This is a genomic window from Qipengyuania sp., from assembly GCF_965277845.1.
Taxonomy (GTDB): domain Bacteria; phylum Pseudomonadota; class Alphaproteobacteria; order Sphingomonadales; family Sphingomonadaceae; genus Qipengyuania.
Window position 1 is genome coordinate 1981865 of the sequence record NZ_OZ255844.1, and the last position, 13433, is coordinate 1995297.

Below are 13433 nucleotides of genomic sequence, written 5' to 3' on the forward strand. Positions count from 1 at the left end.
TCAGCCCTTGCGCGGGCCGCCGGGCTTGCCCTTCGCTTTGCCCTTGCCGCTGAATTTGGGCTTACCCGCGAAGGGCTTACCGCCGCCGGGCTTGCCCTTCTTGAACGGCGGCCGGCCACGTGCGGGCTTGTCCCCCGATGGCTTGCCGAGCGGGCGGGCGTGGACCTTACCACCGCCGCCGTGCTTGCGGTTCTGGCGGGCCTCGACCCGCGGCCCGTCGGGCGCCTCGAGAATGGCTATCGCGTCCTGCTCGTCCTCGGGCGAGGCGGTGCGCTGGACGGTGTCGGCGAACTTGGCGGCGACCGCGCGGGGCACCTGGAACCAGCTCTCGTGCTGGCCGATGCGGATGGCGCCGATCTCGTTGCGGGTGATGTGCCCGCGGCGACAGATCAGCGGCAGCAGCCAGCGCGGTTCGGCATTGTGGCGGCGGCCGATGTCCATCTTGAACCACACCACGTCCTCGAAGCCGGGACGGTGGCGCTCGGCCTTGGCCTTCTCGCGCGCTTCGGGCGTGTTGGCGAGCAGCTCTTCGGGGGTCGGCAGCTCGGCGCGGTGGGCGTGGACCAGCGCGGCGGCGATGTCCTCCGCGCTCATCCGCTCCATGATGTCGGCGGCGAGGGTGCGGTCGCCTTCCTCGTATTCGCGCTCTGCGGTGATCGTCTCGAGCAGCCGCGCCCGGTCGCGCTTGGCGATCGCTTTGGGCGTGGGCGCATCGACCCACTCGGCCTCGATCCGCGCGCCGCGCAGCATGCCTTCGACCCGGCGGCGGCGGTTGTAGGGCACCACGATCGCCGCGGTGCCCTTCTTGCCCGCGCGGCCCGTACGGCCCGAGCGGTGCTGCAGCGTCTCGGCATCGCGCGGGATCTCGACATGGATCACGAGGCTCAGCGTCGGCAGGTCGATCCCGCGCGCGGCGACATCGGTGGCGACGCAGACGCGGGCACGGCGGTCGCGCAGCGCCTGCAGCGCCTGGTTGCGCTCGGACTGCGAATGCTCGCCCGACAGCGCCACTACGCCGAAGCCGCGGTTCTGCAGCGTCGTGTGCAGCCGCCGCACGCTTTCGCGCGTGGCGCAGAAACAGATCGCGGTCTCCGCCTCGTGGAAGCGCAGCAGGTTCACCACCGCATTCTCGATCTCCGACGGAGCGACGGTCACCGCCTGATAGGCGATATCGCCATGCCCGCGCGTCTCGCCAACGAGGCTGAGGCGCAGCGCATCGCGCTGGTAGCGCTCGGCCAGCCGCTCGATCGGGCGCGGCATGGTGGCGGAGAACAGCAGCGTGCGACGTCCCTCGGGCGTCGCGTCGAGGATCTCTTCCAAGTCCTCGCGAAAGCCCATGTCGAGCATCTCGTCGGCCTCGTCGAGCACCACGCCGATCAGGCCCGACAGGTCGAGCGCGCCGCGCTCGAGATGGTCGCGAAGGCGACCGGGCGTGCCGACCACGATCGCCGGGCCGCCGCGCAGATTGCGGCGTTCCTTGCTCGCATCCATCCCGCCGACGCAGGTCGCGATGCGCAGGCCCGCGCCCGCATAGAGCCAACCGAGCTCGCGGCTGACCTGCAGCGCCAGTTCGCGCGTGGGGGCGATGACCAGCGCGAGCGGTTTCTCGCTCAGCGGCGAGCCGCCCAGTTCGCCGAGCAGTTGGTCGGCCAGCGCGATGCCGAAGGCCACGGTCTTGCCGCTGCCGGTCTGCGCCGAAACGATCAGGTCGCGGCCTTGCGCTTCGGGATCGATGACGGCGGCCTGGACGGGGGTGGGTGCGTCATAGCCGCGTGCGGCCAGTGCATCGCCGATCACCGGCGGAAGAGTTTCGAAAGCCATGGAATCTCGTGTCTTGTCCGGCGCGGCGGTGCAGGGGGCACGGCTCGGGCGCACGGGGGTGCGGCGCGCCTATAGCGGATATTGCGCAGTTTGGCTTGCTGTTTTTTGTGCAGGTGCGAAAGGGGGTCAAATACCCAGCGAATTCGCAGTGACAAGCGGCCCGTCCTCGATCCGCTCGAGCACATCGGCTTGGGCCGGCTCCATCTCGGTCAGCAAGGCGAGGACATTGATCACGTTGAGCAGCTCGCTGGTATATTCGGGCAACCAGTGGTCGGGTTGGATATCGCCCAGCGGGGACGGCGGGCGGCGGTCGCCGATGATCGGACGGCTGCGGTCCTTCTTGCGATAGCTGAACCACTGGGTCAGCACATGCTTGCCCGACACCTCGTAATCCCACACCGCCTGCGGCACACGGTCGATGAAACCGCTGCCGACATGAAGCCGCCGGTTCTCGGCCTCGTACCACATCTCGTCGGGGAAGCCTTCGGGGGTATTGGGGATCGCACCGCCCGCCGGGATATGCGGGCGGCGGTCTTCGGGCAGACGCGGCTGGCCCGGCGGGCGCGGTGGATCGGCAGCCGGATCGGCAAATCGCTCACCGAAAGTATGAAGCCAGACCACCCGTCGCCCGAGCGCGGCGGCTTCCGCGAACAGTTCCGCATCGGCGGTCAGCGGCACGCGCAGGCCGGGGCGGACGAGATCGTCTTGGTGGTTCGCGGTAAAGGCCGGATGCGCGAGCACACCCGCGACATAGGCGAAGACACCGACCGGATCGGGCTTGCTGCCATGCGCCTTGGCCAGCGCGGCGAGGACGGCGGGGGAGACGTTGGGCTGGGTTGCGTCGGCGTCGCGGTAGAGGGGAAAAACGCGGCCTCCGCGGCCATGATAGTGATGCTGGTCAGGAAGTAAGGCTGTAAACGCGAGGCTTGGTCCGTTCGTGGGCGAAACATCGGTAGGGGCAGTCAAATGGACCTGCAGCTCGCCAAAAATTCTCCAGAGTTCAGGACGCTCTCTGTCGATCAACCGAGCATCCGGTATGATTGATTGCCTATCGAATGACCGAAACCCATATGCCGTTGGCGCAACGATCTCTAATTCGCTGCTCGCGGCTTCGCGTTTCTCATCATATTGTAGGTCATCAATGATCGATTCCAGCGCCCGCAGGTCCGAATGAAATTTGGCGAGGGGCTTGGCAGCCTTATTTGTATTGCGATCATTCGGTTTGTTTTCGAAGAGTTCGCTCCTTGCGGCCGGTGTAGTCGCCGCCAAGAGTCGATCCCAACGAGCTTTCAATGTATCTGGATCACTAGCAATTACCCAAGTGCGTCCAGGCTTCACTCCTGGGCTACTAAATGGAAGAACACTATCAAGCGACACGAAATCAGCCCAGCCACCCACGAACGCAGGCAAAAACGGTGCGCGCGGCTGTTGCGCTCCCGGCATCCACCCATCGGCGGCAAGCGATAATTCAGCCAACGCGTCGAACTTGAGTTGGCGCTTTCCAACCGGAAGCTGGCGATACCAAACTTTGGCCTGCGCTTCCTTATCTTTGCCTTTCGAACGCGAAGCCAACACAATACACACCGGTTGTTGGACACCTTGGAAAATGCGTGTTGGAATGTTCGGCTGCTGGCCCTCCGGCGAGCAGTCGATAACCCAAATCTCATCGCAATCGCGGCGGAGGTCGGCGCGCATCTTCTGAAAGCCGGCACCATTCAGGAAACCGGCCACGGTAATATAGCAAACCAGACCTTGGCTCGCGTCCCCGCGCACGGCTTCCTTGTCCTTTTCGTCCTCCAGCGTCTGAAACACTTTCCACGCTGCCCAACGCCAGAAATAGACGTAGAGATTGCGCAGCTTGTGCGTGTGCGCTCCAACACCCCAACTGGCGGGCGGCTTCCAGTCATCGAATGGGGCGGGCTTGCTCGAACTCCCCTTCTCGATCCACGCGCCCTTGCCCTTGGCCTTCTCCTTATACGGCGGATTGCCAATTACCACGGTAATCGGGGCTTCGCGCTTCACCGCATTGGCGGCCTTCCGGCTGGCAGAGATTTCCTTGTAGATACCCGTGCCGCTTTCGATATCGGCATAGGGATCGGCCAGAGTGTTGGTGACGAAGAGCTTGGGTACAGAGGCGGATGCCGCGTCGAACATCGCCTCGCTCGGCTCCATGGCGTCGACATCGTCCTGCGATGCGCCTTCGGCGAGCTTCGCCTTCTTTTCGTTGTCCAGCAGGATATCGACACATTCGGCGAACAGACGTAGCTGGGCGACGCTGAATGCGCCGAACTGCATTTCGAACCCGTAAAGCCGCTGTGCCGCCTTTGCGATCTGCGCGGGAACCGCGCCATCGCCTTCATTCGTGCGCACCGTGTCGGCGATCATCCGCATGATCGCGAGCAGATAGGTGCCCGAACCCGTGGCGGGATCGGCGATATGCACTTTCTCGTCCGCCAGCCCCAGCGGCAGGCCGAAGCGGTCCGATTTCAGCGCTTCGTCGCACAGCCGCGCCATCGCCTGCACCACTTCGGGCGGGGTGTAATAGCTGCCGGTCGCCTTGCGCAGCGCGTTGTCGTAAACCTCGAGGAAATCTTCGTAGAAATAGAGCCAGGCTTCGGGATCGCCCTTCGATACTTCGGCCCATACGACCGCATCGAGTGAACGCTTGAGCGTATCGAGCGCGGGGCCGAGATTGAACTCCTGCTCGGTCAGCAGCCGCAATGCGGTGCCGATCAGCGTATTGCTTTCGCCCAGCTTGCGCCCGACCTGATCGATCTCGCTCTGAAGCGAGATCTTACGCGAGCGGGCCATCAGCAGGCCGAATGTCACCGCCTGCGCATAGCCATCGGCAAAGCGGTCATTGTCGGCCTCTGGAAAGAGCAACGCCTTCCAGTCGTCCATCAGCTCGGAAAGCTGCTTGTTCTTGACCTTGAGCTGCTCGGCCACCTCGTCGCGCAGGAAGCGGCACAGGCGGGCAGAGGTTTCGGCGAGCTGCTTGACATTGCGCGGCGCGATCGGTTGCCACGCCAGGAAATCGCAGATCATCGACAGGAAATCGTAGGGCGCGCCAAGCTTGGCGCCCGACATTTCGATATCGCCCTCCAGCTTGACGATCTGGCCGACCAGTTCGCCATCGCGCCATAATGAAAAGGCGTTGCCGTCGGTGTAGATCAGGTTCGGGAGCGCCTTCAGCTTCTCCCACTGCTCCTTGTCGTGGCCCGGCTTGAACTTGCGCGGATCGGCGCCTTTGCCCGGCGCCTTGACCTCGATAAAGCCGACCAGCGCCTTACGCACCGACACAGCGAAGTCGGGGCGTGTGTGAAGGTCTGCGAGCGATTTCTCCCCGGCAAGCACGACGCTGCCCGCGCTGTGACCGCACTCGCTCGCCAGCGCCTGGAACAGGTTTTCCAAGGGGTTGCGCAATTGGTCTTCGGGCTGGCCACCTTCGGCCAGTTTCGCCTTGGCAGTTTTCCCGAATTCGCCCACAGCTTTCTGGACGGCGGCGTCTTGCGTCATGCATGTCCTCCCGTCATTTTCCCTAGCGTGAATAGTCGCCGCGTCACAATGGGATTTCACTCGTGAACGATCTTTTCGGTTCGGATTCGAGGCAGTTAGGGCTAGGGCTCGACAATCCCAACGCGTCCGAAGTCCGCATTGAACCCGATCCCGACGAAGTGCGCGAGGATGCGGCTGCAATCCTCGCATCGGCGCGCGCGGTGACGGCTGAGAACATGTGGGACCGGCGGACCTATCGCTACAACAAGGTGGTGTTCCCGCAGATGACCCGCTGGCTGCCCGATGACGAGCGTGACCAGCTGTGCTTCGAATTTTTCAAGGAACTGGAGCGCATCGAGCTGCTGATGGCGGCCTGATTTTCCTACATCCCCCGCCGGTGCTAGCTTCGCATCGGGCCCTCGTCGGGCTCTGGACAGCTCTTTCACACCGTCGGTATCCAGACCGCTCTGCCGTGGCTCTCTTGCGGCATTTTGCGCCTCGCGCCCTCGTGTCACCTTCGCGCAAAATTTGGAGAATATCGTTTCTTACCAGATATTTACTGTGACAATGCGAAAGTGACACGCTGTCACCTTTGTCCGTCCTACCGGTTCGGCATTCGGCCGTGCTTCGCAACCGTTACTTGAGGAGGTCTTTGTCGGTCCTACCACTTCGCTACTTGAGGACTAGCCGTCCCGCTTCACCCGTTTGCGCATCATGCCTTCCTGCGCGACGCTGGCGATCAGCTCGCCGTCGCGGTTGAAGATGCGGCCGCGGTTGAAGCCGCGCCCGCCGCCGCTCCACGGGGCGTCGGTGGCGTAGAGCAGCCATTCGTCGGCGCGGGCCGGGCGGTGGAACCAGATCGCATGGTCGAGGCTGGCGCCGACCAGCTCGCCGCGCATCCAGGACAGGCCATGCGGCAGCGCGCTGGTGCCGAGCAGCGTGTAGTCGCTGGCATAGGCGATCACCGCGCGGTGCAGCGCCGGGTCGTCCTCGATCGCGGGCAGCGGCGCCGCGGTGCGAAACCAGCTGTGTGCCTTGGGTTCGCGCGGTTCGCTGTTCATCCAGTGCAGCCGGTCGACCGTGCGCATCTCGATCGGGCGCGGGCGCAGCACGAGGTTGCGTTGCTGCTCGCTCATCCGGTCGCCCGCGCGCTCGACCATGGCGCGGCGCATCTCCATGTCGCTCTTGAGCTCTTCGGGCGGGGCGACGTCAGGCATGGTCACATCGTCGTGGCTCAGGCCCTCCTCGGGGCGCTGGAAACTGGCGGTGAGGTTGAGGATCGGGCGCTGGTTGCCGTCCTCGTCGGGCTGGCTCGCCACCACGCGGCGATTGGCGAAGCTGCGTCCGTCGAAATCGCGCGCGGTGGTATAGGCGATGTCAACGCCCTCCTTGCCGCCGCGCAGGAAATAGGCGTGGAGCGAATGCGCCTCGAGCCCCTCGGGCGCGGTCGCCTGCGCCGCCTGCAAGGCCTGTGCGATGACCTGGCCGCCGAAGACGCGGCCCACGCCGCCCGGCTGCTGGGGCGCGGTGAAGGCGTCCTCGCCATTGCGGGTAACGGTCAGCAGGCGAACGAGGCCGGCGACAAGCTCTTCAGGTTTCTTTTCGATACTCACCTGGCGAGCTTTGCGGGCGCTTTACGTTTGCGTCAAGCGTCCACCCGTGCGCCATTGCCGGAAAGCATAGGCGGCCAGGCCGAAGCACAGGAACAGCTCGCGATATTCGGAGCTGTCGTACATCATAACCATAGTGTGGCCGAGAAGAAGGTGGAGCAACTGGCCGAGCGCGACCCACAGCGCGAACACGCTCCACAGCGCCCGCTCGCGAGTGCTTGCCGCGCTCCGGGCGAAGGCGATGCAGGCGAATAGCCCGATCCAGAAGGCCGCCTGCACCGGCAGCAGCGTCCAGTGGCTGTAGGTGAAGACCAGCATCGGCGCGGAAATTGCGGCCACGGTGCGATCGGGCAGGAAGGCAGCGAAAGGCCGGACGATGGGCCAGCGCACAAGCGCGCTCTCGCGGACCAAAGGGAGGAGCATCAGGAACAGGCCGGTACCCGCATAGAGCACCAGTTCGGTGAGGTCGGTCTGGAAATTGTGCAGGTTGAATTCGCCCTGCCAGTTGCGCGCCGCGACGCTGTCAGGTGTGGCGAAACCGATCTGGCGCTGGAACCAGCTCACCTCCTCGCCGCCCATGAGCAGGAACAGAAGGGCGAAACCTGCCGCGCCGAGCAGGTGGAGGCGGCGGAACGGGGTGGCGGGGTCTGTGCGACGCAGATCGAGGAACCGCTTTGCCATGGCGGTGGCAGCGACGAAGAGGAGCAGGGCGCTGAGCCATTCGATCGCGCTGTCTTCCGCCCCCACGCGGGCATAGGCTGCGGGGCTGGCGACAAGCAGCAGCGTGGCCACCGCCGTCAGCGCTGCAACCAGCCAGGCGAGCGTCAGAGCACCCGGGGAAAGCGGCTCGCCATGTCGGCGGACGCGGGCCAGGGAGATGACAAGCGCGGCGCAGAGCACGGCGTTGACGCTGCGGCGGAGCCAGTGCCAACCGGTGTGCAGCGGGGATTCCTCGCGCGCAAAGGGCCAACCGAAGGCCAGCTGCTCATAGGCCATCATGCCCAGCAGGAAGGCCGCGAGCAGGCCGAGAGCGCCGACAATTGCGAAGATGGGGCGGTTCATTGTGGACGTTCCCACCAGCGGCGCAGGAGCATTGCCGGCAGCCGCCCGCGCACAAACAGCAAGTCGACCATTTCGGGGCCGGGCTGCGCGCCCATCTCGCCCTTGTAGCCGGCATCGCCGAGACCCCAGCTGATCCGGGCTATCCCGCGATCCGCTGCACGGGCGAAATCGTCATAGAGCAGCACGCGGCCCGGACCGAACTTGGTGAACCGCTCGTCGTAATTGTTGGCGACGTAGTAACGCGTATCGCCCGCCTCGATGCCGAAAGTGAAGGCCGCGGGGACCTCGCCGATCCACATGAGGCTGCCGAACAGCATGTCGGCGAGCTTGGGATCTTCGCACAGCTCTTCCCAATAGCGGCGCATGGCCGGATCGCGGAATTTGGTGTCGCCGCCATCGTCGAGCTTGCCGAGCCAGCTTGCCGCTTCGATCGCGGCCATCGCGTCGCGCTGATCTGCGGTCCAGTCGCTACCCGAGAAGACCTCAGTGCGCAGCGGTCCGCCATCCTCTTCCAGCCGCCGCTTGCGCCAGCGGTTCTTGCGTTTGGTTTTGGACGAAGGCCAATCGCCCCCATCGCCAAGCGCTGAAAGGTCGAGTTCAAATACCTGCCCGAGCGGCCGGGAAAGCACCGTCCATCCTGCCTGACGAGCGGCGGCAAGCAAAGTTGCGAGCGCCGGATCAGCGTCTTCGGCCGGACCCAGCCGCCAGACGGCCCCGAGCCTCTGGCGTTCGGAGCGAAGTGCGGGCGCGAGCGTTTCGGCCGTTGCGTCCTCCGCAATCGGGATCCCCCGGAATGGCCAATAACACCCGCCGACTTCTCGCAGGCGCAATGGACCCTTGCGTCGTCCGGCGAGGGCGATCGCCGCCAATGGCGCACCCGTGGCGTCTCGCAGCACTAGGGTTTCATCAGGCGAGCGTGCGCCCGCAGTGAACCACCGGCTGCGCAGGAAAGAGCGATTCGACTGCCCGGATTGAGCCAGTGCATCGAACAAGGCGGCATCGCAGGCCTGCTGGTCGCTTGGCACCATGGCCCCCATTATCATTTCATCCCGCGGTGCCGAAGGCCTTGCGCCAGGCCCGGAAGGCAAGAGATTTTGCACGGTTGCTCGCCGGCCAGCGGCCCGGAGCGCGCGGATTGACGCCCAGCTTGCGAACGATGCCGTTGAAGCAGCGCGCGCCGGCTTCGGCATAGCTCCATTCGCTGCGCCATGTGATCGACAGCGAGATCGAGGGTTCCGATCCGTTGCGCACGAAATGGGGCGCCATGACGGGAACGTAAACGGCCTCGCCCGGCTCGATGGCGAAGGGAGTGCCACCGGCGAGCAAGCCATCGTGCCACGGAAGCTCGCGCGGGCCGCCGAGGTGGTAAGTCTCGTGAACGGTGTCCGGCGCATAGGCAGGATCGCCTGCGGGAAACTGCGTCATGACCTTGCTACCGCGCAATTGCAGCAGGATGTTGTGCTCGGGATCGAAATGATAGGGCGTGACCGCATTGGGGCTCGAGATGAAGACGAAGCCCTGTGGTGTCAGCATGTCGCCGGTCGTCGCCTCGATCGTCGGACGAAGCTCGTCGAGCAGGTCCATCAGCAGCGCCTGATATTGAGGCACCTGCTCGATATTCTTGAGCACCGCCCAGCTGTTGCTGGTCACGATTTGGCGGATCGTTTCGCCGATGGTGAGGCCATTGGCGTCGGGCTTGCCTTCGACCCCGACCGGCAGATCGCCACGATTGTATTCGATGGAGGCGGGCGGAAGCGCCTCGCCCAGAGCGGCGAGCGCGTCCAGTGTCAGGCGCTCTTCCGCGCGAAGCCGATGGCGCAGGACATGCGGCTTTTCGGGATAATCGCGTGCGAAGGCGGCGCGCGATTCGGGTGGGAAGACCCGCGATGACCGGGCGGAAATCGAGCTATCGTGACGGGTCATGCGCGGGTTTCCATCCTGCGCAATTCGATGGCGGAAAGGGCCGCGCCGACGCTGCGGCGGATACGCCCCCCGATGCCGACCGACAGCATTGCGATCTGTCGCCGGTCCGGCCAGATCTGCCCGATCATCGGATGGTCGGGCGTGGCGCAGCTATCAGACAGTTCGATGTCTTCGCGTTCCAGGACGGCGAGGTTCTCGACTTGCAGGAGCATTCCCGGCGAGAGCTTCGCCAGGTTTTCGTCATAGGCCGTCTTGAACCCGAAACAGAGCGGGGGTGCGACAAAAGAGCACAGCATTGCGACGGGTCTGTCGTCGAGATGGAAGGCAAGCCTCTCGAGCCGCCCCCGCGCGGCCGCGCCCGCAAGGCTCTCGCGAAACAACGCTTCGGTGGTCGCATGGCTGGCCAGCGCGGATCCCTGCGCGCCCTTCCAGCCGGCACTTTCCAGATTCAGGAATTCGTCGATCCACGCGACAATATCATCGTCGCCTCGCTGGCGGGAGAAACGGAACGCTCCGGATTCTGCCAGGCGGCGGTGCTTGCGCTGCAATTCCTTGCGGCGCTTCTTGACGAGGGCTGATGCGAGATGTTCCTGCGGGGACAATCCCGTGCGCAAGGCGGCGCGTTCGATCCGTTGCACGACCTTCACGCTGCGACCCGATTCCCTGCCGATTTCGTGCAGCGTGCGATAGGCGGTACCGTCGCAGGGAAGGTTCGCCAGGTGGAGAAACAGGCTCGTGCGGCCATGGCGATCGCACCAGCCGAGCATCCCATCCCAGAACCTGCGCGAATGTCGCTGCACCACCAAAGGCTCGCCACAAAAGGCATTGGCATGCAGCCAGTTGGCGAGATGGGGCAGGGCCGTTCCGTGATAATTGCCGTCACGCCGGATCGGCATCAGACCGACGAGTTCCCCGTCGACCACGAGCGTGGCCAGGTTGACCTCGGCGTTCGGATCGAACTGGCGCAGGGACGGTTCGAGAAACCACTGCTCCAAAAACGGATTGGGAGTGGCGCATGTCGTGGCAAGCTCGTCCCAGTGGGTCGTGAAGCTCCTGCCGACGATTTCCGGCCAAGGAGCTACAGTGAACCCCTCCTCCAGCTCCGCGCACGCACGGCCCTGCACGTGCGCGCCATGCCATCGATTGCCGACAAGTTCCTCTATGCGCGTCATTGGACCCCACTCCAAATTGCGCGAAGCATAGGCGCAAGGCGCTTAAAGTCGGTTAACGCGCTGAAAAGGAAGGGGCGGCAATACCCGTCGGTACCGCCGCCCCTCGTTTCGGTTGGATATGAAGATCAGCCGGCTGCAAGCGCCGCGAGCAAAAGCAGCGCGACGATATTGGTGATCTTGATCATCGGATTCACAGCCGGACCCGCGGTGTCCTTGTAAGGATCACCCACGGTGTCGCCGGTTACCGCGGCCTTGTGGGCTTCGGAACCCTTACCGCCGTGATTGCCGTCTTCGATGTACTTCTTCGCATTGTCCCATGCGCCGCCGCCCGCGGTCATCGACAGCGCGACGAAAATCCCGCCGATGATCACGCCGAGCAGCAATGCGCCCACGGCCGCGAAGGCATTTTCCTGACCCGCAAGGAAGAGGATCGCGAAATAGACCACGATGGGTGCCAGAAGCGGCAGCATCGAGGGCAGGATCATTTCCTTGATCGCAGCCTTGGTCACGAGGTCCACGGTCTTGGCATAGTTCGGCTTGGAAGTGCCGGCCATGATGCCCGCATCGGCAGCGAACTGCTCGCGCACATCGACCACTACGTCACCGGCTGCGCGGCCCACGGCGGTCATGCCCATCGCACCGAACAGATACGGGAGCAGCGCACCGAGCAGCAGGCCGACGATGACGTATGGGTTCTCGAGGCTGAAATCGACATCGGCATCGGGGAACAGCTTCGCCAGGTCGGTCGTGTAAGCCGCGAAGAGCACCAGCGCGCCGAGCCCCGCCGAACCGATGGCATAGCCCTTGGTCACGGCCTTGGTCGTGTTGCCGACCGCGTCGAGCATGTCGGTCTTCTCGCGAACGCTGTCGTCGAGACCGGCCATTTCGGCAATGCCACCCGCATTGTCCGTCACCGGACCGTAGGCATCGAGCGCCACGACCATGCCCGCGAGCGCCAGCATGGCGGTCGCCGCATAGGCGATGCCCATGAGGCCGGCGAGCTGGAAGGTGCCGATGATGCCGGCCACGATCACGATCGTCGGCAGCGCAGTCGATTCAAGGCTGATGGCCAGCCCCTGGATCACATTGGTGCCATGGCCCGTTTCCGAACTCTTGGCGATCGAGCGCACCGGACGATAGTTCGTGCCGGTGTAATACTCGGTGATCCAGATGATGAGGCCGGTGATGGCGAGCCCGATGACCGAGCACAGGAACAGGTCCATGCCGGTAAAGCCGACGACCTGTTCGGCCGTGCCTTCTTCCGCCAACGGAGCCCCCGGATCAATGCCCGCGACAGCGCCGCCGATCTCCGTACCCATACCGCCCAGCGCATAGCTGATGACGAAATAGATCAGCGGGATGGCGAGGACCGCGGAAACGATGAAGCCCTTGTACATCGCGCCCATCACATTGGTGCCGCCCTTGCCGAGCTTGACGAAGTAGGTGCCGATGATGCTGGTCAGGATGCATGCACCGCCGATCAGCAGCGGAAGGGCCATCATGGGCATAAGCAGGTCGCCCAAAACTTCGCTGAAGAGCAGCGCGGTCAAGACCATGGTCACGCCGACGGTCACCACATAGGTCTCGAACAGGTCGGCGGCCATGCCGGCACAGTCGCCCACATTGTCGCCGACATTGTCCGCGATGACAGCGGGGTTGCGCGGATCGTCTTCGGGAATGCCTGCCTCGACCTTGCCGACCAGGTCGGCGCCGACGTCGGCGGCTTTGGTGAAGATGCCGCCGCCGAGACGCGCGAAGATCGAGATCAGCGAGGCACCGAAGGCGAGACCGACGAGGCCGTAGACCACTGCGTCGCTATCTGCGGTAAAACCGGCCGGGCCGACGAGATACCAGAAGAAGACCGCAATAGAGAGCAGGGCGAGACCTGCCACGAGCAAGCCGGTGATGGCACCCGCGCGAAAGGCGAGGGTGAGCCCCTGCTGCAGCCCGCTCTGCGCGGCGGCGGCCGTGCGAACGTTCGAGCGCACCGAGATGTTCATTCCGATGAAGCCCGCGACGCCCGACAGGATCGCACCGATGACGAAGCCGATGGCCGGTACGATGCCGAGAAAGACGTATACGAGCACCGCGACGACGATGCCGACGAAACCGATCGTCGTATATTGCCGCTTGAGATAGGCCTGCGCGCCTTCCTGGATGGCGCCGGCGATTTCCTGCATCTTTTCGTTGCCAGCACCCGATTTGAGCACCTGGCGGCTGGTGACGAAGCCGTACAGTACGGCCAGCAGTCCCAGCAAAATTGCTATGAGAACAAGGTCCACGAAGAAATTCCCCCTCCCGATTGGTTTTATTGATTATGCGACCCGGCGCGGGAAGCGCCGGAACATGG

9 protein-coding genes are annotated in these 13433 nt (G+C 64.4%); 1 reads left to right on the plus strand and 8 read right to left on the minus strand.

All coding sequences use genetic code 11. The features are described 5' to 3' along the window. Together ACQY4G_RS09675 and ACQY4G_RS09680 are read right to left on the minus strand one after the other, a co-directional pair. Positions 1 to 1821: a DEAD/DEAH box helicase gene (locus ACQY4G_RS09675; RefSeq protein WP_421990563.1), complete on the minus strand. Its 1821-nt coding sequence runs from the start codon at positions 1819 to 1821 to the stop codon at positions 1 to 3. 126 nt (positions 1822 to 1947) lie between these two features. Further along, positions 1948 to 5337 carry a type ISP restriction/modification enzyme gene (locus ACQY4G_RS09680; RefSeq protein ID WP_421990565.1) on the minus strand — a complete coding sequence of 1130 codons (3390 nt, stop codon included), beginning with the start codon at positions 5335 to 5337 and terminating at the stop codon, positions 1948 to 1950. A 62-nt stretch (positions 5338 to 5399) separates the two neighbouring features. Between ACQY4G_RS09680 and ACQY4G_RS09685 the strand changes: the two genes are divergently transcribed. Next, the gene (locus tag ACQY4G_RS09685) at positions 5400 to 5693 is read left to right on the plus strand and encodes a hypothetical protein (RefSeq protein WP_421990567.1); all 294 of its coding nucleotides are present in this window, start codon (positions 5400 to 5402) and stop codon (positions 5691 to 5693) included. 306 nt (positions 5694 to 5999) lie between these two features. On the opposite strand, the gene ACQY4G_RS09690 is transcribed toward ACQY4G_RS09685, so the two are convergent. The 6 genes from ACQY4G_RS09690 to ACQY4G_RS09715 all read right to left on the minus strand — a co-directional run bounded on the left by ACQY4G_RS09690 (position 6000) and on the right by ACQY4G_RS09715 (position 13365). Then, the gene (locus tag ACQY4G_RS09690) at positions 6000 to 6929 is read right to left on the minus strand and encodes an acyl-CoA thioesterase (RefSeq protein WP_421990569.1); all 930 of its coding nucleotides are present in this window, start codon (positions 6927 to 6929) and stop codon (positions 6000 to 6002) included. Positions 6930 to 6950: 21 nt separating this feature from the next. Beyond that, positions 6951 to 7988: a hypothetical protein gene (locus ACQY4G_RS09695; protein ID WP_421990571.1), complete on the minus strand. Its 1038-nt coding sequence runs from the start codon at positions 7986 to 7988 to the stop codon at positions 6951 to 6953. Then, entirely contained in the window at positions 7985 to 9025 is a 1041-nt protein-coding gene (locus ACQY4G_RS09700; RefSeq protein ID WP_428483064.1) for a GNAT family N-acetyltransferase, read from the minus strand. The genes ACQY4G_RS09695 and ACQY4G_RS09700 overlap by 4 nt, the downstream gene beginning before the upstream one ends. Positions 9026 to 9032: 7 nt before the next feature. After that, the gene (locus ACQY4G_RS09705) at positions 9033 to 9911 is read right to left on the minus strand and encodes a transcriptional regulator (protein WP_421990575.1); all 879 of its coding nucleotides are present in this window, start codon (positions 9909 to 9911) and stop codon (positions 9033 to 9035) included. Further along, positions 9908 to 11083, minus strand: a complete 1176-nt coding sequence (locus tag ACQY4G_RS09710) for a GNAT family N-acetyltransferase (RefSeq protein ID WP_421990577.1) — start codon at positions 11081 to 11083, stop codon at positions 9908 to 9910. Before ACQY4G_RS09710 ends, ACQY4G_RS09705 begins: the two co-directional genes overlap by 4 nt. Positions 11084 to 11208: 125 nt before the next feature. Continuing rightward, complete coding sequence (locus tag ACQY4G_RS09715) at positions 11209 to 13365, minus strand: sodium-translocating pyrophosphatase (RefSeq protein ID WP_421990579.1); 2157 nt, start codon at positions 13363 to 13365, stop codon at positions 11209 to 11211. Between the last annotated feature and the right edge of the window lie 68 nt (positions 13366 to 13433).